Source organism: Variovorax sp. CCNWLW235, assembly GCF_037204085.1.
GTDB lineage: Bacteria > Pseudomonadota > Gammaproteobacteria > Burkholderiales > Burkholderiaceae_C > Variovorax.
On record NZ_JBBCBW010000001.1, the window covers coordinates 83061 to 107429 of the forward strand.

A 24369-nucleotide genomic window follows, 5' to 3' on the forward strand; every position below is an offset into this window, starting at 1 on the left:
AGGGCCCCGCGAAATTGAAACAAAATTCAGCGCGGTAAGTCGCTAAATCCCATCAAAAACTCGTCTACCGAGCGCGCGGCTTGCCGCCCCTCGCGAATCGCCCACACCACGAGCGACTGGCCGCGGCGGATATCGCCTGCCGCGAACACCTTGGGCACATTGGTGGCGTAGCCACCGATGAAATCGACGGTGGCCTTGGCATTGCCGCGCGCATCCTTCTCGACGCCGAAGGCATCGAGCACGGTGGCCACGGGGCTGATGAAGCCCATCGCCAGCAGCACGAGGTCGGCCTTGAGGATCTGCTCGCTGCCCGCCACTTCCTGCATTTTTCCGTCCTTCCACTCGACGCGGACGGTCTTGAGGCCGGTGACCTTGCCCTTTTCGCCGATGAACTCCTTGGTGGAGATCGCGAACTCGCGCTCGCAGCCTTCTTCGTGGCTGGAGCTGGTGCGCAGCTTGATCGGCCAATAGGGCCACGTCAGCGGGCGGTTTTCTTCTTCGGGCGGCTGCGGCATCAGTTCGAACTGCGTGACGCTGGCTGCGCCATGGCGGTTGCTGGTACCCACGCAGTCGGAGCCGGTGTCGCCACCGCCGATGACGATGACGTGCTTGCCCTCGGCGCGCAGCTGGCCCTTGACCTTGTCGCCGGCGTTGACGCGGTTCTGCTGGGGCAGGAACTCCATCGCAAAGTGAATGCCGTCCAGGTCGCGGCCCGGCACTGGCAGGTCGCGCGATTGCTCGGCGCCGCCGGTGAGCAGCACGGCGTCGAATTCCTTGTCCAGCTGCTCGGGCGTGACGGTTTCCTTGGCGAGATTGGTCACCTTGGAACCCTTGCCCAGCGGATCTTTCGCAGCGCCGACGATCACGCCGGTGCGGAAGGTGACGCCCTCGGCCTTCATCTGCTCGACGCGGCGGTCGATGTGTGTCTTCTCCATCTTGAAATCAGGAATGCCGTAGCGCAGCAGGCCGCCGATGCGGTCGTTCTTCTCGAACAGCGTCACCTCATGGCCGGCGCGAGCGAGCTGCTGCGCCGCGGCCATGCCGGCTGGGCCCGAACCCACCACGGCCACTTTCCTGCCGGTCTTGTGCTTGGCAACGCGCGGCGCTACCCAGCCTTCGTCCCAGGCGCGGTCGATGATGGCGTGTTCCAGCGACTTGATGCCGACCGGGTCGTCGTTCACGTTGAGCACGCAGGCGGCTTCGCAAGGCGCGGGGCAGATGCGGCCGGTGAACTCCGGGAAGTTGTTGGTCGAGTCGAGTACCGCGAAGGCGTTTTGCCAATCGTTGCGGTACACGAGGTCGTTGAAGTCCGGAATGATGTTGTTGACCGGGCAGCCGCTGTTGCAGAACGGCGTGCCGCAGTCCATGCAGCGTGCGCCCTGTACCTTGGCCTGCTCGTTCGACAGGCCGACGACGAATTCCTTGTAATGCTTGACGCGCTCTTCAACGGGCTTGTAGCCCTCTTCGATGCGCTCATGCTCCATGAAGCCGGTGATCTTTCCCATCGCGATTCCTTTTACACCCCCGTTGCTTGCTCACTGCGTGTAGCCGCCTCCCCCCTCAAGGGGGCAACACCTGCGGCCCGGCAAAGCCGGTTCCGCGGTGTTCCCCGAAGGGGCTGTGACAGTTTCACGTGCTGCATGCCGTGTGGGAGCTAGTTCTGTTTTTGGTTGATCTTCAAACTGCGGCCGACGTGGCCTGCGGTGCGGCGGCCACTGCGTGCGGCTCAAGGCCGATGTGCGCGTTGTTGCCGCTGCTCGTGAGCTCGACCTTGCGGTCGTGCAGCTCGGCGAGCGCACGCTTGTATTCGTTCGGGAACACCTTCACGAACTTGGTGCGGGCCACGGCCCAGTTGTCGAGCAGTTCGCGCGCACGCTTGCTGCCGGTCCAGCGGTGGTGCTCTTCGAGCAGCTTCTTCAGCTGGGCCTCGTCGGTCTCGCCGCCGTGCCAGATCTTGCGGTGCACGCTCGCGGTCTGCTCGGCCGAGGTCAGCACCTTGTCGAGCGACACCATCGAGAGATTGCAGCGCGTGGCGAACTGGCCGTCTTCGTCGTAGACGAAAGCCACGCCGCCGCTCATGCCCGCCGCAAAGTTACGGCCAGTCTTGCCGAGCACCGCGACCGTGCCGCCGGTCATGTATTCGCAGCCGTGGTCGCCCGTGCCTTCGACGACGGCCGTGGCACCCGAAAGGCGCACCGCGAAACGTTCGCCGGCCACGCCGCACAGATAGGCTTCGCCGGTGGTCGCGCCGTAGAGCGCGGTGTTGCCGACGATGGTGTTGCGGATGGCTTCACCGCGGAAATCGAGGCTGGGGCGCACCACCACGCGGCCGCCCGAAAGGCCCTTGCCGGTGTAGTCGTTGGCATCGCCAATGAGGTACAGCGTGATGCCGCGCGCCAGGAAGGCGCCGAACGACTGGCCGCCCGTGCCTTCGAGCTGGATGCGGATCGAGTCGTCAGGCAGGCCCTGCGGATGCACCTTGGTCAACGCGCCCGACAGCATGGCACCCACCGAGCGGTTGACGTTGCGCGCCACCTCGATGAACTGCACCTTCTCGCCGCGCTCGATGGCGGGGCGCGACTTCTCGATGAGCTTGACGTCCAGCGCCTTGTCCAGGCCGTGGTCCTGGTTTTCGACGTGGAAGCGCGGCACTTCGGCCGGCACCGTCGGCAGCGCGAACAGGCGGCTGAAGTCCAGGCCGGAGGCCTTCCAGTGCTCGATGCCCTTGCGCATGTCGAGCAGGTCGGCGCGGCCGATCAGGTCGTCGAACTTGCGGATGCCCAGCTGGGCCATGATCTGGCGCACTTCTTCCGCGACGAAGAAGAAGTAGTTGACGACGTGCTCGGGCTTGCCCGAGAACTTCTTGCGCAGGATCGGGTCTTGCGTGGCCACGCCCACCGGGCAGGTGTTCAGGTGGCACTTGCGCATCATGATGCAGCCTTCGACCACCAGCGGCGCGGTGGCAAAGCCGAACTCGTCGGCGCCCAGCAGCGCGCCAATGGCGACGTCGCGGCCAGTCTTCATCTGGCCATCAGCCTGCACGCGGATGCGGCTGCGCAGGCGGTTGAGCACCAGCGTCTGCTGCGTTTCGGCCAAGCCGATTTCCCACGGGCTGCCCGCGTGCTTGATCGACGACCAGGGCGATGCGCCCGTGCCGCCGTCATGGCCCGCGATCACCACGTGGTCGCTCTTGCACTTGGCCACGCCGGCCGCGATGGTGCCCACGCCGATTTCGCTCACCAGCTTGACGCTGATGCTCGCGTGCGGCGCGGCGTTCTTCAGGTCGTGAATCAGCTGCGCCAGGTCTTCGATCGAGTAGATGTCGTGGTGCGGCGGCGGCGAGATCAGGCCCACGCCCGGAACCGCGTAACGCTGCTTGCCGATGTACTCGGTGACCTTGCCGCCCGGGAGCTGGCCGCCCTCGCCCGGCTTCGCACCCTGCGCCATCTTGATCTGGATCTGGTCGGCCGAATGCAGGTATTCGGCGGTGACGCCGAAGCGGCCCGAAGCCACCTGCTTGATGCGCGAGCGCAGCGAGTCGCCGTCCTTCAGCGGCAGGTCGACCTCGACGTTGGCCGCGCCGATCACGCTCTTGAGCGTGTCGCCCTGCTTGATCGGGATGCCCTTGAGCTCATTGCGGTAGCGCGCCGGATCTTCGCCGCCCTCGCCCGTGTTGCTCTTGCCGCCGATGCGGTTCATGGCAATGGCCAGCGTGGAGTGCGCTTCGGTGCTGATCGAGCCGAGCGACATCGCGCCGGTGGCAAAGCGCTTGACGATTTCAGCCGCGGGCTCGACCTCGTCGACCGGAATGGCCTTGGCCGGATCCAGCTTGAACTCGAACAGGCCGCGCAACGTGAGGTGGCGGCGGTTCTGGTCGTTGATGAGCTGCGCGTATTCCTTGTACGTGTTCCAGTTGTTGGAGCGCGTGCTGTGCTGCAGCTTGGCGATGGCGTCGGGCGTCCACATGTGCTCTTCGCCGCGCGTGCGCCAGGCGTATTCACCGCCGGCATCGAGCATGTTCGAAAGAATCGGATCGTCGCCGAAAGCCGCCTTGTGCATGCGGATGGCTTCCTCGGCAATCTCGAACACGCCGATGCCCTCGACGCGGCTGGCCGTGCCGGTGAAGTACTTGTTGACCGTGGCGGTGTTCAGGCCGATGGCTTCGAACAGCTGCGCGCCGCAGTAGCTCATGTAGGTGCTGACGCCCATCTTCGACATGATCTTCGAGAGACCCTTGCCGATGGCCTTGACGTAGTTGTAGACCGCCTTCTCGGCGCTCATGTCGCCCGGCAGGTCGGCATGCATGGCCGCGAGCGTTTCCATGGCCAGGTAGGGGTGCACGGCTTCCGCGCCGTAGCCTGCCAGCACGCCGAAGTGATGCACTTCGCGCGCCGAACCGGTTTCCACCACGAGGCCGGCGGTGGTGCGCAGGCCCTCGCGCACCAGGTACTGGTGCACGGCCGACAGTGCCAGCACGGCGGGAATCGCGACTTGCGTGGGGCTCACGCCGCGGTCGCTCACGATCAGGATGTTGTGGCCGCCCTTGATGGCGTCGACCGCCTCGGCGCAGAGCGAGGCCAGCTTGGCTTCGACGCCTTCGTCGCCCCAGGCAAGCGGATAGGTGATGTCGAGCACGTAGCTCTTGAACTTGCCCTGCGTGTACTTGCCGATGTCGCGCAGCTTGGCCATGTCGGCAAAGTCGAGAATCGGCTGGCTCACTTCGAGCCGCATCGGCGGGTTGACCTGGTTGATATCCAGCAGGTTGGGCTTGGGGCCGATGAACGACACCAGCGACATCACGATGGCTTCGCGGATCGGGTCGATCGGCGGGTTGGTCACTTGCGCGAACAACTGCTTGAAGTAGTTGTAGAGCGGCTTGTTCTTGCTGGAAAGCACGGCCAGCGGGCTGTCGTTGCCCATGGAGCCGATGCCTTCTTCGCCGGCCTGCGCCATCGGGCTCATCAGGAACTTGATGTCTTCCTGGGTGTAGCCGAAGGCCTGCTGGCGGTCGAGCAGCGCGACCTGGCTGACGGGCGCGGAGACTGGCTCGGCCTTCACGCTGTCGAGCTTGATGCGCAGGTTCTCGATCCACTGCTTGTAGGGCTTGCTGTTGGCGAGGGTGGCTTTGACCTCCTCGTCGTCGATCATGCGGCCCTGTTCCAGGTCGATCAGGAACATCTTGCCGGGCTGCAGGCGCCACTTGCGCACGATCTTCTGCTCGGGCACGGGCAGCACGCCCGACTCCGAAGCCATGATGACCAGGTCGTCGTCGGTCACGCAGTAGCGCGAGGGGCGCAGGCCGTTGCGGTCGAGCGTGGCGCCGATCTGGCGGCCGTCGGTGAACACGATGGAGGCCGGGCCGTCCCACGGCTCGAGCATGGCGGCGTGGTATTCATAGAACGCGCGGCGGCGCGGGTCCATGGTGGCGTGCTGTTCCCAGGGCTCGGGAATCATCATCATCACGGCCTGGCTGATGGGGTAGCCGGCCATCGTCAACAGCTCGAGGCAGTTGTCGAAGGTGGCGGTATCGGACTGGCCGGCAAAGCTGATGGGGTACAGCTTCTGCAGGTCGGGGCCCAGCACGGGCGAGGACATCACGCCTTCGCGCGCCTTCATCCAGTTGTAGTTGCCCTTGACCGTGTTGATTTCGCCGTTGTGGGCTACATAGCGGTACGGGTGGGCCAGCGGCCACTCGGGGAAAGTGTTGGTCGAGAAGCGCTGATGCACCAGGCCGAGGGCCGAGATGCAGCGCTTGTCTTGCAGGTCGAGGTAATAGGTACCCACCTGGTCGGCGAGCAGCAGGCCCTTGTAGACCACGGTACGGCTCGACATGCTCGGAACGTAGTATTCCTTGCTGTGCTTGAGCTTCAGGCGCTGGATGTTGGCGCTGGCGGTCTTGCGGATGACATAGAGCTTGCGTTCGAGCGCATCCTGCACGATCACGTCGTTGCCGCGGCCGATGAACACCTGGCGCAGCAGCGGCTCCTTGGCGCGCACCGTGGGCGACATCGGCATGTCGCGGTTCACCGGCACGTCGCGCCAGCCCAGCAGCACCTGGCCTTCGGCCTTGATGGCGCGTTCCATCTCTTGTTCGCAGGCTTCGCGGGAGGCGTGTTCCTTTGGCAGGAAGATCATGCCGACGCCGTATTCGCCGGGCGGCGGCAGCGTGACGCCCTGCTTGGCCATTTCTTCGCGGTACAGATGGTCCGGCAACTGGATCAGGATGCCCGCGCCGTCGCCCATGAGCTTGTCAGCGCCCACTGCGCCGCGATGGTCGAGGTTTTCGAGGATCTTCAAGCCCTGCAGCACGATCGCATGGCTTTTCTCGCCCTTGATGTGCGCCACGAAGCCGACGCCGCAGGCATCGTGCTCGTCGGCACCGGAATACAGACCGTGTTGTTGGAGATGTTCGATCTCGGCAGCCGTAGTCATGGCGCACTCCTTCATCAGTTTTTCGCAGGGAAGAGAAGGATATTGCGATGCACAAAGAATGCCAAACACTTTAATTGGGGTCAGATTCTCATTAAATTCCGAGCGTTCTGGTCAGAATTAAAATAGGGACAGATTAAACGCGCGGACAAGAGCGTTCCCGCGATGGCCGCCTGGCTACCGCGACCCCGGCGTCAGGAAGTAGATGCCGCCGGCGGCCGGCCAGCCTTGGCCTTGGCCACGCGCCGCTCGGTAGATTTTTGAAGCGAAGCAAGAAAATCCGCATCGCCGGCCGCCCACCCGCGCAGCGTGGCTTCGGTAAGTACGCCCTGATCGGCGGATCGCACTCCCGCACGCACCAACTCGACGTATGCAGCCTCGCGGGCGAAGGGCGTGTTGCCGAGTTCCCAGTACAGCGGATGCGGCGTCAGCAGCTTGTCTTGCCGCAAGCCGGCATAGTGGCCGTGGCTGGACCATGGAAAGTCGCGCGCGTCCGCGACCATGCCGGCCCGCACGGGGTTGAGATCGATGTACGCCATGCAGGTCAGCAGATAGCGATCGCTCTGGATCAGCGTGGACCTGTAGCGACCCTCCCACAAGGTACCGCTGCGGCCATGGCGGTCATTGAAGTAGCGCACGTAGCTGCGCCCCACCGACTGCATGAACTGCGGCAGTCCGGTGGTGGTACCGGGCGTTGCCAGCAGATGGAAGTGGTTGTCCATCAGCACATAGGCGTGCAGCGCGATGCCGAAGCGCGTGGCGTTGTCGGCCAGCAGGGCGAGCAGCCGCTCGTGGTCCGCACGGTCGACAAAGATCGCCTGGCGGTTGTTTCCACGCTGAATCACGTGGTGCGGCATGTCGGCCAGCGTAAGGCGGGGGAGACGGGCCATGGCGTGAAGGCGGCGCGCGCTCGCGGTTTTCAGCTCAGGCGAAAGCGCGTCTCGCCCAAGGCGTCGAGTCCGAACTGAGCCAGCAACTCGCCCAGCCGGGCGGCTGCGGCGGCCTTGCGCTGCCCGGTGTGACGCGCCAGGATCAGCTCGTTCTTCATACTGTGCTCCCAGCCCACCAGTTCGGTCACGGTGACGCTGTAGCCGTTGGCCTCGAGATACAGGCAGCGCAGCACATTGGTGAGCTGGCTGCCGATTTCGCGGGTGTGCAATGGATGGCGCCACAGCTCGGCCAGCGGTGTGCGCGACAAGGCCAGCGCCTTGGTCTCGCGCAGGCAGGCGGCCACCTCGGCTTGGCAGCAGGGCACCAGCACCATGCAGCGGGCCTTCTTCGCGAGGCCGAAGGCAATGGCATCGTCGGTGGCCGTATCACAGGCATGCAGCGCGGTGACCACGTCGATCCGCTCGGGCAATTCGCTCGCGTTCGCCGATTCGGCGACGGTGAGGTTCAGGAACGACATGCGGTCAAAGCCGAGCTGCCTGGCGAGCGCGCGCGATTTTTCCACCAGTTCGCTGCGCGTCTCGATGCCGTAGACGTGCCCGCCTTCGCGCGAGCGGAAGAACAGGTCGTAGATGATGAAGCCGAGGTACGACTTGCCCGCGCCGTGGTCGGCCAGCGTGGCCTCGGCGCCGCCGCCCGGCAGTTCACGCAGCAGTTGTTCAATGAACTGGAACAGGTGGTACACCTGCTTGAGCTTGCGCCGTGAATCCTGGTTGAGCCGGCCCTCACGCGTAAGGATGTGCAGTTCCTTCAGGAGCTCGACGGATTGGCCCGGGCGCAGAACCTCGGACAACTCGGCTTCGGCCTTGGCAGTCTTTGCGGTCTTCACAGTCTTGGTTGCGTGTGCAGTCATCGTCGGGCGCTCCCGGGGCCCACATCGAGCGCGGCCCAGCCTTCGGGGCCCAGTGATTCGAGCGTTTCGATGTTGCGCTCGAAGATGGCCTCAGCCTCCGGGAAGGCCTCGACCGCGCGGCTCACGCTGTCTTCGCGCAACAGATGCAGCGTAGGGTAAGGCGCGCGATTGGTTGCATTCGAAATGTCGTCGGGTTCGGTGCCACCGAACTGGAACTGCGGATGGAAGCTCGCCAGCTGGAACACGCCGTCGAAGCCCGCGCGGGCAAGCTTGCGTTCGGCGCGTGCGGTGAAATCGTTGAAGTCCAGAAAATCCACCAAGGTGTTGGGTGCTATCAGCAAGATGGTGTCGCGCACGGAGGCATCGAGCGCGGCGAGTTCATTGGCCTCGGCAAGAAGCATTTCGATCAGCGCGGCGTCGTCGGCCGACATGTATACGGCGAAGTGAATCTGCGCCTTGACATGAACCGCCTTGGCGAACGGACAGAGGTTGAGTCCGATCACCGCACGTTCGAGCCAGCGCCGGGTGTCGGCTTCAGCCTGCATGGCCTCGATTGTCGCCGCGCCCGTCATGCCACTGCCGCCGCAAGGCGTATTCGACCAAGGCGCCGCGCCATGGCCATACCGGCCAGCGAACATGCCAGCGTGGCCGTCCACGTCCAGTGCCAGCCGCCGACACGGTGAGCCACCCATGCCACCGCGGGCGGCGCCAGGAACTGGCCCAGGGAGGAGGCCTGCTGCATGAGACCGACCGTGGTCGAAACGGTGCTGGGCCCCGGCGCCATGCGCACCCCCAGAAGGAACAGCGTTGCCGGCACCATGCCGCCGCCCAACGAGAAGACGCACACGGCTGCGTAGCGAAGCGCCGCCGGCAGCCCGAGCGCATCGGCGCCCTGCCCTATTTGCGCGAAGGCTGCCACGCCTCCCAGCGCCATTGCGCCGAAGCCCAGCTGCAGCAGGCGCTCGGGCCTGACGCCGCGCTGCAGCCAGCGCCCGCCCGCCACATTGCCGACGATGTTCATCGCGGCCGCAATGGCGGTGAGCACCGCATTCCAGCCTGGCGGCACACCCGCGCCGGCATAAATGGCCGGAAGGAAGCCGATCACCGCCATCCACTGGGCGGAATACACGGCAAATGTCAGCGCGATCATCCAGGGGGCGCGCGCGCCGACTGTCGTGCGCAGCCGCGACGACCATCCCGCTGCTGCACCGCCCGCAGCACCGGAACGAATCCTGTCCGCTGGTACGGTCAGCCACAGCCAGAGCGCCGCGATGGCCGAAACCGCGGACAGCGCCCACCACCAGTCGGACCACCCGCCCCAGGCGATCAAGGCCGGCCCGAGCAGCAGCGCGAGCGCGACGCCGAGCGGCATGTACGCACCCCACAGTCCGAGCGCGGCCTTGTCCGCTCCAGCCGGCGTCAGCGCGCGAATCAGCCCTGGCCCGGGCATGACCGCCAGCAGAAAGCCGATGCCTTCGGCGGCACGCAGGACCAGCAGCCACCGCACCGCATGCGCATCGCCGAAGAGCCCGGTGCCGACTGCGCCGCCGAGAAAGCTGGCAACAACCAACACCAGGAGTCCGGTGAGCATGCTGCGCCGCAAGCCGATGGTGTCCGCTGCAAGCCCGATTACCAGCCCGAGGGTCATGCTGGCCACTTGGACCAGCGACAGCAGAAAGCCGGCTTCGACCAGACTGATGCCGAGCGAAGCCTGCAAGGCCGGCACCGCGGGCGGCAGCTTGCCCAGGTGCAGCGCAGCGCTGACGCCGCCGAACAGAACGGCGAAGGCGGCGGCCGGAACGCGTGCGGAAACGGCGACCATAGAACTCACCCGATGCCCCGTCGGCCCGTGAGCCTTTCGTGCTCGCGCATGGCGAATCGATCGGTCATGCCGGCGATGTAGTCGGCCACTGCGCGTTGCCGGTCGCGGCGGTCAGCGTAGGAAGCAGGCATCTCGGCACTCCGCTCGAGGTACGCATCGACCAGCTCCCGCACAACCTGCTGCGCCTGGTCGGTGGTCTGCGTCACCTGCGGATGCCGATAGAGATTGCGAAACAGGAAGCTCTTGAGCTCGCTGGATTGGGACTGCATGGTTTCGCTGAACGCGACGAGCGGCGGCGAGTTGCGGACGCCGTCCGCATCGGCGGGTGCAGCCCTTTCGATGTTTGCACGAGTGGCGTCGATCACGTCATAGACTTGAGCGCTCAGCATGCGCCGGATCGTCTCGTAGAGCACGCGCCGCCCTTCCAGCCCGGGGTACTCGGCGAGCGCCTCGCGACGGTAGCGCTCGAAAAGCTCCACCTCGCCAAGCTGCTCGACGCTGATGAGCCCCGAGCGCACGCCGTCATCGATGTCGTGGGCGTTGTAGGCGATGGCGTCCGCCAGGTTGCACAGCTGCGCCTCGAGCGCAGGCTGGGTGCGATCGAGGAAGCGCCGGGCCACGCCGTTGGGTTCGGCGGCTTCCAGGCGCTCGGCATTGGCGCGCGAACAGTGCTTGAGAATGCCCTCGCGGGTCTCGAAGCTGAGATTCAGGCCGTCGTATTGCGGGTAGCGGTGCTCCAGCGCATCGACCACGCGCAGGCTCTGCAGGTTGTGCTCGAAGCCGCCGTGGCTTTCCATGCAGGCATTGAGCGCATCCTGCCCCGCGTGGCCGAACGGCGTGTGGCCGAGGTCGTGCGCCAGGGCAATGGCCTCCACCAGGTCTTCGTTGAGGCGCAAGGCGCGCGCGATGGAACGGCCGAGCTGCGCCACCTCGAGCGAATGCGTGAGCCGGGTGCGGAACAGGTCGCCTTCATGGTTCAGGAACACCTGCGTCTTGTAGACCAGGCGCCGGAACGCGGTGGAATGCACGATGCGGTCGCGGTCGCGCTGGAAGGCATCGCGCGTGGGTGCGGGCGGCTCGGCATGGCGCCGCCCGCGCGAGCGCGCGGGGTGGCAGGCATAGGCCGCAAGACTCATCGGCGCACCCTTGGCGCTGCGCTCATCCGGCGCTGCAGCACTGCGCGAGCACCTCGCGCACCAGCGCATCTGGCGCGCTGCTGACCGCGGCGGAGCCCGACTTGTCGATGACCACGAAGCGGATCTCGCCGGCTTCGGACTTCTTGTCGACCCGCATCAGTTCAAGGTACCGGTCGGCATCCAGCGCCGGACCGACCGTCGGCAGGCCGGCGCGTTCGATCAACCGCGTGAGCCGCTCGACAAAGGCGGCATCGACGCCGCCGAGCCGCTGCGACAGGTGCGCCGCCATGACCATGCCGCAGCCGACCGCCTCACCGTGCAGCCATTCGCCATAGCCCAGGCCCGATTCGATGGCATGGCCGAAGGTGTGGCCGAAGTTGAGAATGGCGCGCAGACCGGTTTCGCGCTCGTCCTGCCCGACGACCAGCGCCTTGATCTCGCAGCTGCGCTTGACGGCATAGGCCAGCGCAGCAGGGTCGCGGGCCACCAGCGCATCGATGTTCGCCTCGATCCAGTCGAAGAACGCCATGTCGTGAATGGGTCCGTATTTGATGACTTCGGCCAGGCCCGCGCTCAGTTCCCGCGGCGGCAGCGTCTGCAGCGTGGCCAAGTCGCACACCACGAGCTGCGGCTGATAAAACGCGCCGATCATGTTCTTGCCGAGCGGGTGGTTGATGGCGGTCTTGCCTCCCACCGACGAATCGACCTGCGCCAGCAGCGTGGTCGGCACCTGCACGAACGGCACGCCGCGCATGTAGCTGGCGGCGGCAAAGCCTGTCATGTCGCCCACCACGCCGCCGCCCAGGGCGAACAGCACGGTCTTCCGGTCGCTGCCGTGGCCGAGCAGCGCATCGAAGATCAGGTTCAGGGTCTGCAGGTTCTTGTGCGCCTCGCCGTCAGGCAACTCGAGCAGATGCACGGTGCGGAAACTGCCGGCCAGCGCGGCGCGCAGCGCCTTGGCGTAGAGCGGTGCCACCGTGGTGTTGCTGACGATCAGCGCGCTCACAGCGTCGGGTGCCGCGGCAAAGCTCGAAGGGTCGCCGAGCAGGCCGGCGCCAATGAGGATGGGATAGCTGCGCTCGCCGAGCTGGATATCGACGCGTTCTGGCGGGGCGGAAGGTGCGGGCAAAGGCATGCCGCGAGTTTAGGCGCTGCGGGCGGGTGGCTCAGCCAGTGGGTTCTTCCGGGTGCGCTCCCGGCTCCACGATGCCGGCGAGCTCCAGCTGCATGACGATGATGTTCACCAGCATGGCGATCGATGGGCGCCCCGTGTCGACCACGTCGTGGGCCGTTTCCCTGTATAACGGATCGCGCGCATCGTGCAGTTCGCGCAGCCGCCCGAGCGGATCGGCCACCTGCAAGAGAGGCCGCTTGACGTCGTGCCGCAAGCGGCGAAACAGGTCTTCGGGGGAAGAGCGCAGGTAGATCACATGGAAGTGATCCCGCAGCTGCTTGCGATTGACCTCCCGCAAAACCGCCCCGCCTCCCGTGGCAAGCACGCCGTGCGGCTGCGCGCAGAGGTCGGCAATGACGGTCTGCTCGAGGTCCCGGAAAGCGATTTCGCCTTCGCGCTCGAAGTAATCGCGAATCGAGCAGCCGATGCGGTGCTCGATCACGTGGTCGGTATCGACGAACGGAAGACTGAGGCGTGCGCCCAGGCGCCGCCCCACTGCGGATTTACCGGCGCCGGGCAAACCGACGAGTGCGACCGCCACGCGGTGGCTGCTACGCCCGCGCGTCAGCGCGCGGCGTTGCGGTCGGTAATCATCTTCGGAGTGATAAAGACGAGCATTTCGGTCTTGTTGGCAACGCGTTCGCGCTTGCGGAACAGTGCCCCCAGGTAGGGCACTTCACCCAGCACCGGCACGCGCGATTCGTCATTGGTTTCGGTGAGTTCGAAGATACCACCGATGACGACCGTGCCGCCGTTCTCGACCAGCACTTCGGTCTGCACGTGCTTGGTGTTGATGGCCGGGCCCGCCGAAGTGTTGACGCCGCGGGCATCCTTGCTCACGTCCAGGGTCAGGATGATGTTGCCTTCAGGCGTGATCTGGGGCGTGACTTCGAGCTTCAGCACCGCCTTGCGGAACGAGATCGAGGTTGCGCCACTGGACGTGGCCTGCTGGTAGGGGATTTCTTCACCCTGCTCGATCAGCGCCTTGGTCTGGTCGGCGGTGATGACTCGGGGGCTCGATACCAGCTTGCCCTTGCCGTCGGCTTCGAGCGCCGAGATCTCGAGGTTCAACATGCGCGACAAGCTCGAGTTGAACAGCGAGATCGCGAAGGTACCGGGCGAATTGCCGGTGCCGCCGGCATCGCCTGCGGGCAGGTTGATGAAGTTGGAGTTGGTCCAGGTGGCTGCTGCGGCGCCGACGCCACCGGTGGTGGCGGGCATGACGCCGACGGTGCCGTATGCCGGATTGCCGTTGGCCGACGCGACGCGTTCGCGGGAGATACCGCCGCCCAGACGCACGCCGAGCGACTTGCCGAAGGTGTCGGAGGCTTCCACGATGCGCGCTTCGATCAGCACCTGGCGAACCGGAATGTCGAGCTTCTGGATCAGTTCGCTCACCTGTGCAAGACGCGACGGAACGTCGGAGACGAACAGCTGGTTGGTGCGCGACTCCGCGATCACGCTGCCGCGCGGGCTCAGGATGCGAGTGGTGGTGCCGGAGCCGCCACCGCCGCCGGACGAGGCGCCGGTGCCGGTCAGGCCTTGGGCAATGGCAATCGCCTTGGTGTAGTTGAGCTGGAACGACTGGGTGCGCAGCGGCTCAAGGTTCTCGATCGCAGCCTTGGCTTCGAACTCGAGCTTTTCCTTGGCGTTGATTTCGTCCTTGGGCGCAATCCACAGCACGCTGCCGTTCTTGCGCATGCCCAGGTTCTTCGCCTGCATGATGATGTCCAGGGCCTGGTCCCATGGCACGTCCTTCAGGCGCAGCGTCAGCGCGCCGGTGACCGAGTCGGAGGTCACGATGTTGAAGTTCGTGAAGTCGGCGATCACCTGCAGCAGCGAGCGGATCTCGATGTTCTGGAAATTAAGCGAGAGCTTCTCGCCGTTGTAGCCCACGCCTTGCGTCAGCTTGGTCGGATCGACCTTGCGGGCACGCACTTCGACGACGAACTGGTTCTCGCTCTGGTAGGCGCTGTGCTCCCAGTCGCCCTTGGCCTCGATCGTCATGCGAACGCGGTCGCCGGACTGTTGCGAGGTAATCAGCTGGACCGGCGTGTTGAAGTCGGCCACGTCGAGGCGGCGGCGCAGGCCTTCGGGCAGCGTCGACTTGGTGAACTCGACGACGAGGTTCTTGCCCTGCTGCTTGACGTCGACGCCCACCTGGTTGTTCGGCAGGTCGACGATCACGCGGCCGGTGTTCTCGGAACCGAGGCGGAAGTCGACGTCGCGCAGCGGCAGCGTGTCCCGGTTGCGGTTCTCGGCAAACACGGTGGGCGTGGACGAAGCCAGCGCCGTTCCGGCCGCGGGCTCCAGAATCACCAGCAGCGACTTGCCCTGGATTTCGGTCTTGTAGGCGGTCGCCTGCTTGAGGTTCAGCACCACGCGGCTGCGCTCGCCGGCCTGAACCACGTTGACGGAGCGCAGGTTGCCCTGGTTCACCTCGATGGCGGAGCGCCCGATGGCGTTGGTCACGCCCGGGAAATCAAGCGCAATGCGCGCCGGGGTCTGAACGGCAAAGCCGGTCGGCACGGCCGAGAGCGGCTGGGCCAGATCGATACGGATGACCTCGGCGCCGGATTGCGTCGAACTGGTCACCGCTTCGATGGCGTTTTGCGCATGCGCCATGGCAAACGCGCCGAATGCCAGCAGACCCAGCCCGGCAGCTCGCAGCCGCTGTGCCATTGTTGATTTTTTCTGATTCATTTCGCACTCTCTTGCAGCTGCAATGTCGCCACGCGTTCGATCCATTCACCGGCGGCGTCTTGCACGATTTCACGCAAGGCGACTTCGGTTTCGTTGATACGGGTAATGCGCCCGTAGTTGAGCCCCAGGTACTCGCCGACGCGCACCTTGTAGAGGAGCTTGTCGACACGGACCAGCGCCACCGGCTGGCCGTTGCGGTTCATACTGCCCACCATGGCCATCGAGTCGAGCGGGAAGGCTTCGAGCGCTTCCTTGCGGCGCGCCAGTTCAGGCGCGATCAGCTCCGACGTGCTGGGCTGGTTCGATTCGCGGCGCAGTGCCTGCGTGAGCTTCAGCAGGTTGAACGGCTCGAAAGCAGCCCCTTCGGTATAGGTCTGGGGCGTGAATTTCTTGGGCTCGGTAATCGGCGGCACATTGGGCTTTACCTGGGCGCGCTGCTCGACCATCCAGCGGCGCAGGTCTTCCTGCTCCGAATCGGCACAGGCGCTCAAGCCCATCGCGGCCGCTGCCAGCCACAGGAGTTTGGCGATCGTCCTCATTTCTTCGCCTTTGGCGCCGCAGCGCGTTTCTGGGCCGCGCGCTCTTCGTCATCGAGATAACGGTAGGTGCGGGCCGTGGCATCCATCGTCAGGGCGCCGTCCTTGTCTTTTTGCGGAGTGATCGTCAGGTTGTTCAGCGTCACGATGCGCGAAAGGCCCGCGACGTCGGCGGCAAACGAGCCGATGTCGTGGTAGCGGCCGGTCACGCGCACGGCGATCGGCAGTTCCGCGTAGTAGTCTTTCACCGAAACCTGCCCCGGACGGAACAGTTCGAACTGCAGGCTGCGGCCGAGGCCGGCCTGGTTGATGTCGGACAGCAGTGCGTCCATTTCCGCCTTGCTTGGCAGCTGCTTCTCGAGCAGCGTCACATATTGCTGCACCTGCTCGCGCTGCTTCTTCAGCAGCTCGAGGTTGGCGGCCAGTGCGACCTTCTTCTGGTAGTCGGCGCGCAGCGTGACTTCCTTGGCACGTTCGCTTTCGAGCTCGTCGTTCGAGTTGGTGAGCCACAGGAACCACAGGCCGACCAGCACCATTGCCGTCACCGCCAGGCACAAGGCATAGCGGGGCACTGGCGGCCAGCTGGCCGGATCGTTCGGATTCAGATTGCGGAACTGGTCACCGAAGCCACGGAATGCGGCGGCGATATCTATCTTTTGAGAGGGGCGATTGCTTGCCATGATCCGTCCTACCCCTTGACCTGCGCCGCTGTGGCCAAGGCTTTCTCAGCCGCGGCCTTCTGCGCGTCGGTCGGCCGCTTGAGGCCGATGCGCATCGTGAAGTTCGCCACGCGGCGCTGGTCGCGCTGGCTCAGGCTCACCGTTGCGGAAGTAATTTCGACCAGCTCCGGCTTGACCAGCCACGGGCTGTTGTTGCCCAGGTTGCGCAGCAGTTCGGAAACACGCTCGTTCGACTGCGCCATGCCTTGCAGCGTGACCGTCTGGTTGTCCTGCTTCATGCTGGTGATGTAGGCGCCGTCGGGCAGTTGCCGAACCAGTTCATTGAGCAGGTGCACCGGCAGGTTGCGGTCGCCCTGGAGGTCTTCGACCGCCTGCTGGCGTGCGCGCAGGGCTGCAATTTCCTGTTGGAGCGTCGAGATCTCCTTGATCTCGGCATCGAGCTTGGTGATCTCGGTCTTCAGGAAATTGTTCTTGGCCTGCTGGGCCGAGATTTGCGCCTCGAACCAGAGAAAGCCGAGGCCCGCAATCACGCCACCCAGGATGGCCGCAGCGCCCAAGGTGCCGTAGAAGGCTTCGCGACGCCGCTTGCGTGCGGCTTCGCGATGCGGAAGCAAATTGATGAGGATCACTGCACGAACCTCCGCATGGCGAGACCGCAGGAGGTCAGATAGGAAGGCGCCTCGCGCCGGACCTTCTTCTCACGGATGTTGGGACCCATCTCCATGCCATCGAACGGATTCACGAGTGAACAGGCAAAGGAGGTCTGACGGGTGACAGCGCTGGTCAGGCTCGGCAGCGAAGCCGAACCGCCCGCGAGCAGCACATAGTCGACGCGGTTGTGCGGCGTGCTGGTAAAGAAGAACTGCAAAGCACGGGCAATTTCCTGCGCAATGCTTTCCACGAAAGGCTTCAGCACGCTGGAGCCGTAGTCGTCAGGCAAATCTCCGCTGCGCTTCTTGGCTTCGGCCTCTTCGGCGGAAAAACCGTATTGGCGGACGATCAGTTGCGTCAGTTGCGCGCCGCCGAAAGCCTGGTCGCGGTCGTACAGCACTTCCTGGTTGCGCAGCACCTGCATGCTGGTGGTGAAAGCGCCCACCTCGAAAAGCGCCACGACAGCGTCGAGGCCCTTGCCCGGCAGCTGCTCGATCAGGCGAGAGGTCGCCAGGCGCGACGCATAAGACTCGACGTCCAGGATCATCGCCTTCAGGCCGGCCGCTTCAGCCAGTCCTTCGCGGTCCTGAACCTTTTCCTTGCGGGACGCGGCAATCAGCACCTCGACATCGCCGGCAGAGGCGGCGCTCTGGCCGGTTACACAGAAATCAAGACTGACTTCGTCCAGCGAAAAGGGGATGTATTGGTTGGCTTCGGACTCGACCTGGAGCTCGAGTTCCTGCTCGCTCATGCCGCCAGGAAGAATGATCTTCTTGGTAATGACAGCCGAAGGAGGCAGCGCCAGCGCCACGTTGCGCGTGCGGGTGCCGCTCTTGCGCACGACGCGGCGGACGGCTTCGGCCACTTCATCGAACTTTTCGACGTTGCCGTCAGTGATCCAGCCCCGCTCGAGGGGTTCGATCGCGCACCGCTCCAGAACCAGCTTGCCGCTGGCCTCACGGCCGAGCTCGACCAGCTTGACGCTGGACGAACTGACGTCCAAGCCGAGCATGGGGGCGTTCTGACGACGAAACAATGATCCGAAAGCAGCCAAGTTAGGTCCCTTTACCCCTGCATTTGTAACCAATGGAAAAAATTGCGTTCGGTTGCATGCTAGCAGGAGGCGTACCGGCAACCAAGCAACCGCGGGCTCCAAACCCGGGGACCGTTGTCAAAAGCTGACGTTGAAGCCACATTCAGTAACTTTTGGTTTAGCCCGCAACGATGCGCCAAAGTTCGGTCCTCGGCAAGAGGGCGGCTTTTTATAATGTCAGGTGATTCTCCGGGCCCACATGCAAGAAACCTCACGCCCCAAAGGGCCAGCCAAGACCCCCTCTTCCACCCGCCCAGCCTGGCTCAAATGGCTGCTGCGCTTCATGGCCTGGGGATTCGGCATTGCCGCAGCCGGTGTGCTGGCGGTTCTGTGCGTGGTCGCAGTCGCCTTGGCGGTCGCCTACCCCAATCTGCCGGACATTTCCGATTTGTCTGACTATCGGCCGAAGCTGCCGCTGCGGGTCTTCTCGGCTGAAGGCATCCTGATCGGCGAATTCGGCGAGGAGCGGCGCAACCTTACGCCGATCGCGGCGATCCCCAAACTGGTGAAGGAAGCGGTGTTGGCCGCTGAAGACACGCGCTTCTACGACCACGGCGGCGTCGACTACAAGGGCATGGTGCGCGCGGGCCTGGCCAACATGAACCGCGTGAAGAGCCAGGGCGCCTCGACCATCACGATGCAGGTGGCGCGCAATGTCTACCTGAGCTCCGAGAAAACGCTCACCCGCAAGATCTACGAGGTGCTGCTTACCTTCAAGCTGGAGCACCTGCTCACCAAGGACCAGATCTTCGAGATCTACTTGAACCAGATCTACCTGGGCAACCGTGCCTACGGTTTTGCGGCGGCGTCCGAAGCCTATTTCGGCAAGCCGCTGCAGGATCTTTCCATTGCCGAGGCGGCCATGCTGGCCGGCCTGCCAAAGGCACCGGGCGCCAACAACCCGGTCAACAACCCGCAGCGCGCGCGCGGACGCCAGTTCTACGTGATCGACCGCATGCAGGACGCGGGCTTCATCACGGCCGAGCAGGCCGCCCAGGCCAAGAAGGAAGAGCTGCACCTGCGCGACGCGGCGGACCCGAACCGCCTGCACGCCGAGTACGTGGCGGAAACCGTGCGCCAGCTGATGTACGCGCAGTACGGCGACAGCACCTACACCCGCGGCCTGAAGGTGTACACCTCGCTGGTGGCCGCCGACCAGGCCGCTGCATACAAGGCGTTGCGCAAGGGCATCATGGACTACGAGCGCCGCCAGATCTATCGCGGCCCCGAGAAATTCGTCGATCTTCCCAACGACCCCAAGGAGCTCGACGAAGCCGTCGACGACGCACTGACCGACCACCCCGACAACGGCGACGTGATGTCGGCGGTGGTGCTCAAGGCCAGCGCCAAGGAAATCTCGGCCGTCCGCGGCAACGGCGATCCGGTGCAGATCACCGGAGAAGGCCTCAAGCCCGCGCAATCCGGGCTTTCCGACAAGGCACCGCCCAACATCAAGATCCGCCGCGGCGCGGTGATCCGCGTGGTGAAGACGCCCAAGAACACCTGGGAGATCACCCAGTTGCCCGAGGTGGAAGGCGCCTTCGTCGCCATGGATCCGCGCGACGGCGCCATCAAGGCACTGGTGGGCGGCTTCGATTTCGGCAAGAACAAGTTCAACCACGTCACGCAGGCCTGGCGCCAGCCGGGGTCGAGCTTCAAGCCGTTCATCTACTCTGCAGCGCTCGAGAAGGGCTTCACGCCTTCCACGGTGATCAACGACGGACCGCTCTTCTTCGATGCCGGCACCACGGGCGGCCAGCCCTGGGAGCCCAAGAACTACGGCGGCGGCTACGACGGCCCGATGTCGATGCGCACCGCGCTGATGAAGTCGAAGAACCTGGTGTCGATCCGCATCCTGCAATCCATCGGCACGCGCTATGCGCAGGAATGGATCACCAATTTCGGCTTCGACAAGGACAAGCACCCCGCCTACCTGCCCATGGCGCTGGGCGCCGGCGCAGTCACGCCCATGCAAATGGCCGTTGGTTACTCGGTATTCGCCAATGGCGGCTACCGCGTCAATCCGTACCTGGTGACCCGCATCACCGACCACAAGGACCGGGTGCTGGTCGACAAGCAGCCGCCGCTACTCAACGAGACGATCCGGGCCATTCCCCAGCGCAACGCGTTCATCATGGATTCGCTGCTGCAATCCATCACGCGCGCCGGCACGGCAGCCAAGGCACAGGCCATGCTCAAGCGGCCCGACCTCTACGGCAAGACCGGCACCACCAACGACTCGCTCGACGCCTGGTTTGCGGGCTTCCAGCCCACGATGACGGCCATCTCCTGGATCGGCTACGACACCCCGCGCAACCTGGGCGACCGCGAAACCGGCGGCGGGTTGAGCCTGCCGATCTGGATCAACTACATGGAAACCGCCATCAAGGGCGTGCCCGTGACCGATCTTTCCACCACCCCGCCGGCTGGCGTGGTGAGCGTGGGCGGCGAGTGGTACTACGACGACTACGCGCCGGGCCGCGGTGTCTCCAGCCTCGGCGTGGACACCCCCGCCACGCCGCCAGCGGAGTCATTGAGCGGCGTGCCGGTGAGCCCGCCTCCGCCGCCTGAAGAACGTAATCGAATCCTCGACCTCTTCAGGAACTGAGCGTGAACAAAGTCAGGCGGCCGCAAACTCCAGCGGCTGCCCGGCTTGCAGGCTCGCCTCGCGCGACAGGTTGCCAAAGAATTCCTCACCGGTCTTGGTGTCAACCCAGGCCTTGCCATCGAAGCGGTAGTGATAGCCGCCGGAGCGCGCGGCCAGCCAGATTTCCTGCAGCGGTTTCTGCAGGTTCACGATCAACTGGCTGCCGTTCTTGAATGAAATCGTGATCATCCCGCCCACCCGCTGGTTGTCGATGTCGGCGTCGGTTGCATCGTTGATGCGGTCGCAGCCTTGCTCGATGGCGGCGAGCGCGGCTTCGGCGCGGTCCATGTATTCGGAGTCGGTCATTACAATTTCGTTATGTTGAATGTTCGTCAAATTCTAGTGAGCGCCTCCAGCCGCGCTGCGCTCATGGTCTGCCTTGCTGCTGTGGCGGGCGCCCTGGGCGCTTGCGGGCAGCGTGGGCCGCTCTATCTACCAACCGATCCGGCGGCCGCACAGCGCGCCACCCTGCCGCAGTTGCTCACGCCCGGCGGCTCGCGCGCTTCCGACGCTGAAGCAGCGCCCAAGCCCGCTGCGGCCAGCAGTGCGCCGGCTGCAGGCAACGGCGCCACCAGCCCCGGAGTGCCGAAGTGACGAACGCCCTCCTCCCCGGTCACCCGCATATTGCCCACCGCGACGACGCGCTCCATGTGGAAGGCCTGAGCCTGGATGCACTGGCCCGCGAGCACGGCACGCCCCTGTTCGTTTATTCGAAGCAATGGATGCTGGACGCGCTGGCGGCCTACCAGCGCGGCTTCGAAGGCCGCGAGGCCCTGATCTGCTATGCGATGAAGGCGAATTCCTCGCTCGGCGTGCTGCGCGTGTTCGCGGAGGCGGGCTGCGGCTTCGACATCGTTTCAGGCGGTGAACTGGCGCGCGTGCTGGCGGTGGGCGCCGATCCGGCCAAGATCATCTTCTCGGGCGTGGGCAAGACCCGCGCCGAAATGCGGCAGGCGCTCGCGGCCGGCATTGCCTGCTTCAATGTCGAGAGCGAAGCCGAGCTCGACGTGCTCAACGAAGTGGCGCTGGCCGAAGGGCGGCGCGCGCCCATCAGCATCCGCATCAACCCGAATGTCGACCCGAAGACGCATCCCTACATCTCCACCGGCCTGAAGGGCAACAAGTTCGGAATTGCCCACGACCGCGCCGTCGAGGCCTATCGCCATGCCGCCAGGCTGCCGGGGCTCGAGGTGGTGGGCATCGACTGCCACATCGGCTCGCAGATCACCGAAGCTTCGCCCTACCTTGATGCGTGCGACCGGATACTCGACTTGGTCGAAGCCATCGAAGCGGCCGGCGTGCCTATCCATCACCTGGACTTCGGCGGCGGCCTGGGCATCGACTACAACGGCGAAGTGCCGCCCAAGGCCGATGCGCTCTGGCAGCAGTTGCTCGCGCGGCTCGACGCCCGCGGCTTCGGGCGGCGCAAGCTGGTCATCGAGCCAGGCCGTTCGCTGGTCGGCAATGCAGGCGTGTGCGTGACCGAGGTGCTCTACACCAAGCCGGGCGAAGACAAGAATTTCTGCATCGTCGACGCGGCAATGAACGACCTCCCGCGGCCCGCGATGTACCAGGCGTTCCAGCAGATCGTGCCACTGCGAATCCGCGCCGGCAGCGCGCCGGTCTACGACGTGGTCGGCCCGGTCTGCGAAAGCGGCGACTGGATCGGCCGCGACCGTGCGCTCAACGTGGTGTCCGGCGACCTGCTGGGGGTGCTGTCGGCAGGCGCCTATTGCATGAGCATGGCCAGCAACTACAACACGCGTGGCCGGGCCGCCGAAGTGCTGGTGAGCGGCCAGAGCGCCACGCTGATTCGTCGCCGCGAGACGATGGAAGACCAGCTGCGAAGCGAACAGACCGAGGGCTGATCCGCGTCAGCCCCCGGAGCACGCGCCGGGCGCGCGTCAGCCGGCGCTGCTGCGGCCCAGCGACTTCTCATTGCCGCTACTGCCGCCACGAGCGCCCGCCGAAGGCTTCGGCTTGCGCTTGGTCGCGTAGTTCCACACGCGCCAGCCCAGCAGCACCGCGATGATCGCCGCGTAGACGAACACCTCGGCAAAGTTGTTCTTGCCCGCGCGCATCCAGAAGAAGTGGAGCAGGCCGAGGCCGGCGATCAGGTAGACCAGCTTGTGCAGCATTTGCCAGCGCTTCGCACCCAGCGCCTTGATGGCGCGGTTGAACGAAGTGGCAGCCAGCGGCGTCAGCAGCACGAAGGCCGAGAAACCCACCAGGATGAACGGCCGCTTGGCGATGTCCTTGGCGATGTCGGCCCATTCGAAGCCCATGTCGAACCAGCTGTAGCACAGCAGGTGCACCACAACGTAGAAGTATGCGAACAGCCCCAGCATGCGGCGAAAGCGCGCGAGCGCGTTGGCCTTGGTGATCACCCGCAGCGGCGTCACGGCCAGCACGATGCAGATGAAGCGCAAGGTCCAGTCGCCCGTGGCGCGAATCAGGAACTCGGCCGGGTTCGCACCCAGTCCGTCGGTGAATGCGCCATAGGTCAGCCACGCAAACGGCAGCAGGCACAGCAAGAAGACCACCGGCTTGGCCGCCGGATGCATGAGCAGCTTGTTCATGGAGCAAAGGCTGAATGGCGAGGCAGGCTCGGGCTCAATAGTTCTTCTTCAGGTCCATGCCCGCATAGAGCTGGCCGACCTGGGCTTCGTAGCCGTTGAACATCAGCGTCTTGTTGCGCTTGGCAAAAAGCCCGCCGCCGTCGCCGATGCGGCGCTCGGTGGCCTGGCTCCAGCGCGGATGGTCGACGTTCGGATTGACGTTCGAATAGAAACCGTATTCCTGGGCCGCGGCCTTGTTCCACGCCGTGCTCGGCTCTTTCTCGACGAAGCGGATCTTCACGATCGACTTGGCCGACTTGAACCCGTATTTCCACGGCACCACCAGGCGCACCGGCGCGCCATTCTGGTTGGGCAGCACTTCGCCGTACATGCCAAATGCCAGCAGCGTGAGCGGATGCATGGCCTCGTCCATCCGCAGGCCTTCGGTGTAGGGCCAGTCGAGCACGCGCGAGCCGACGAAAGGCATGGTCTTGGGGTCGGCCAGGGTGACGAATTCCACGTACTTGGCGTTGCCCTGGGGTTCGACCCTTTTGATGAGCTCGGCCAGCGAGTAGCCCACCCACGGAATGACCATCGACCAGCCCTCGACGCAGCGCAGGCGGTAGATGCGCTCTTCCTGCGCGCTGAGCTTCAGCAGGTCTTCGATGCCGTACTTGCCGGGTTTCTTGACCAGGCCCTCGACCTCCACGGTCCACGGGCGGGTCTTGAGCGTGCCCGCGTTCTTGACCGGGTCGCCCTTGTCGGTGCCGAACTCGTAGAAGTTGTTGTAGCTCGTCGCGTCCTTGTAGTCGGTGAGCTTTTCCATCGTTTGCGCGCCCGGCACGGCGGACTTGGCGCCCGGAAGCAGCGCCAGCTTGTGCGGGCCGGTCGCCTGGGCGAAGGCCTCGCGTCCGGCAAAGCTCGCCAGTGCTGCACCGGCCGCGCCGCCAGCCATCAGCTTCAGCAGGTCGCGCCGGCTCTCGTAGACGGCGCGCGGCGTGATCTCGCTCGAAAGCGGATGGATGAAACCGCTGTTGCGACCTTGCGGGCGGGAGGGAAACGACATGGTGATGGCCTTTCGCGTGAATCGTTGTGCTCAGGGTAGTTCGAGCAATTCCCTGATTCGGTTACGCACAATC

20 protein-coding genes are annotated in these 24369 nt (G+C 65.0%); 3 read left to right on the forward strand and 17 right to left on the reverse strand.

Going from position 1 to position 24369, the window contains the following annotated elements:
- Positions 1-26: 26 nt before the first annotated feature.
- From V9L21_RS00445 to V9L21_RS00510, 14 genes are all read right to left on the reverse strand, one after another.
- Positions 27-1505, reverse strand: coding sequence for a glutamate synthase subunit beta (locus V9L21_RS00445; protein WP_337308260.1), 1479 nt, complete (start codon positions 1503-1505; stop codon positions 27-29).
- Positions 1506-1677: 172 nt separating this feature from the next.
- On the reverse strand, positions 1678-6432 hold the full coding sequence (locus V9L21_RS00450) for a glutamate synthase-related protein (RefSeq protein WP_337308261.1): 4755 nt from the start codon (positions 6430-6432) through the stop codon (positions 1678-1680).
- 191 nt (positions 6433-6623) lie between these two features.
- Positions 6624-7319, reverse strand: coding sequence for a transposase (locus tag V9L21_RS00455; RefSeq protein ID WP_337308262.1), 696 nt, complete (start codon positions 7317-7319; stop codon positions 6624-6626).
- Positions 7320-7348: 29 nt separating this feature from the next.
- Positions 7349-8230, reverse strand: coding sequence for a class I SAM-dependent methyltransferase (locus V9L21_RS00460; protein ID WP_337308263.1), 882 nt, complete (start codon positions 8228-8230; stop codon positions 7349-7351).
- Complete coding sequence (locus V9L21_RS00465) at positions 8227-8802, reverse strand: DUF1415 domain-containing protein (RefSeq protein WP_337308264.1); 576 nt, start codon at positions 8800-8802, stop codon at positions 8227-8229. Before V9L21_RS00465 ends, V9L21_RS00460 begins: the two co-directional genes overlap by 4 nt.
- Positions 8799-10052: an MFS transporter gene (locus V9L21_RS00470; RefSeq protein ID WP_337308265.1), complete on the reverse strand. Its 1254-nt coding sequence runs from the start codon at positions 10050-10052 to the stop codon at positions 8799-8801. Before V9L21_RS00470 ends, V9L21_RS00465 begins: the two co-directional genes overlap by 4 nt.
- A gap of 5 nt (positions 10053-10057) precedes the next feature.
- The gene (locus tag V9L21_RS00475; RefSeq protein WP_337308266.1) at positions 10058-11188 is read right to left on the reverse strand and encodes a deoxyguanosinetriphosphate triphosphohydrolase; all 1131 of its coding nucleotides are present in this window, start codon (positions 11186-11188) and stop codon (positions 10058-10060) included.
- 22 nt (positions 11189-11210) lie between these two features.
- Complete coding sequence (gene aroB / locus V9L21_RS00480; RefSeq protein ID WP_337308267.1) at positions 11211-12323, reverse strand: 3-dehydroquinate synthase; 1113 nt, start codon at positions 12321-12323, stop codon at positions 11211-11213.
- A gap of 31 nt (positions 12324-12354) precedes the next feature.
- A complete protein-coding gene (locus V9L21_RS00485; RefSeq protein WP_337308268.1) occupies positions 12355-12903 on the reverse strand; it encodes a shikimate kinase in 549 nt (182 codons plus the stop codon).
- A gap of 23 nt (positions 12904-12926) precedes the next feature.
- Complete coding sequence (pilQ, locus tag V9L21_RS00490) at positions 12927-15065, reverse strand: type IV pilus secretin PilQ (protein ID WP_337308269.1); 2139 nt, start codon at positions 15063-15065, stop codon at positions 12927-12929.
- Positions 15062-15604: a pilus assembly protein PilP gene (locus V9L21_RS00495; protein WP_258504396.1), complete on the reverse strand. Its 543-nt coding sequence runs from the start codon at positions 15602-15604 to the stop codon at positions 15062-15064. The genes pilQ and V9L21_RS00495 overlap by 4 nt, the downstream gene beginning before the upstream one ends.
- On the reverse strand, positions 15601-16281 hold the full coding sequence (locus V9L21_RS00500; RefSeq protein ID WP_337308270.1) for a type 4a pilus biogenesis protein PilO: 681 nt from the start codon (positions 16279-16281) through the stop codon (positions 15601-15603). Before V9L21_RS00500 ends, V9L21_RS00495 begins: the two co-directional genes overlap by 4 nt.
- A gap of 8 nt (positions 16282-16289) precedes the next feature.
- Positions 16290-16910 carry a PilN domain-containing protein gene (locus V9L21_RS00505; protein ID WP_258504394.1) on the reverse strand — a complete coding sequence of 207 codons (621 nt, stop codon included), beginning with the start codon at positions 16908-16910 and terminating at the stop codon, positions 16290-16292.
- Positions 16907-17986 carry a pilus assembly protein PilM gene (locus V9L21_RS00510; protein WP_337308271.1) on the reverse strand — a complete coding sequence of 360 codons (1080 nt, stop codon included), beginning with the start codon at positions 17984-17986 and terminating at the stop codon, positions 16907-16909. Before V9L21_RS00510 ends, V9L21_RS00505 begins: the two co-directional genes overlap by 4 nt.
- Before the next feature lie 238 nt (positions 17987-18224).
- On the opposite strand from V9L21_RS00510, the gene V9L21_RS00515 reads away from it, so the two are divergent.
- Entirely contained in the window at positions 18225-20633 is a 2409-nt protein-coding gene (locus V9L21_RS00515) for a penicillin-binding protein 1A (protein WP_337308272.1), read from the forward strand.
- A 12-nt stretch (positions 20634-20645) separates the two neighbouring features.
- Here V9L21_RS00515 and cyaY read toward each other — a convergent pair whose 3' ends face one another.
- Entirely contained in the window at positions 20646-20978 is a 333-nt protein-coding gene (cyaY, locus tag V9L21_RS00520; RefSeq protein WP_126745513.1) for an iron donor protein CyaY, read from the reverse strand.
- A 36-nt stretch (positions 20979-21014) separates the two neighbouring features.
- On the opposite strand from cyaY, the gene lptM reads away from it, so the two are divergent.
- Together lptM and lysA are read left to right on the forward strand one after the other, a co-directional pair.
- Positions 21015-21266: an LPS translocon maturation chaperone LptM gene (gene lptM / locus V9L21_RS00525; protein WP_443304484.1), complete on the forward strand. Its 252-nt coding sequence runs from the start codon at positions 21015-21017 to the stop codon at positions 21264-21266.
- A complete protein-coding gene (lysA, locus tag V9L21_RS00530) occupies positions 21263-22540 on the forward strand; it encodes a diaminopimelate decarboxylase (protein ID WP_337308274.1) in 1278 nt (425 codons plus the stop codon). The genes lptM and lysA overlap by 4 nt, the downstream gene beginning before the upstream one ends.
- A gap of 36 nt (positions 22541-22576) precedes the next feature.
- Here the strand turns inward: lysA and V9L21_RS00535 are convergent, their stop codons facing one another.
- Positions 22577-23251 carry a sulfite oxidase heme-binding subunit YedZ gene (locus tag V9L21_RS00535; protein WP_337308275.1) on the reverse strand — a complete coding sequence of 225 codons (675 nt, stop codon included), beginning with the start codon at positions 23249-23251 and terminating at the stop codon, positions 22577-22579.
- 34 nt (positions 23252-23285) lie between these two features.
- The gene (gene msrP / locus V9L21_RS00540) at positions 23286-24296 is read right to left on the reverse strand and encodes a protein-methionine-sulfoxide reductase catalytic subunit MsrP (protein ID WP_337308276.1); all 1011 of its coding nucleotides are present in this window, start codon (positions 24294-24296) and stop codon (positions 23286-23288) included.
- Between the last annotated feature and the right edge of the window lie 73 nt (positions 24297-24369).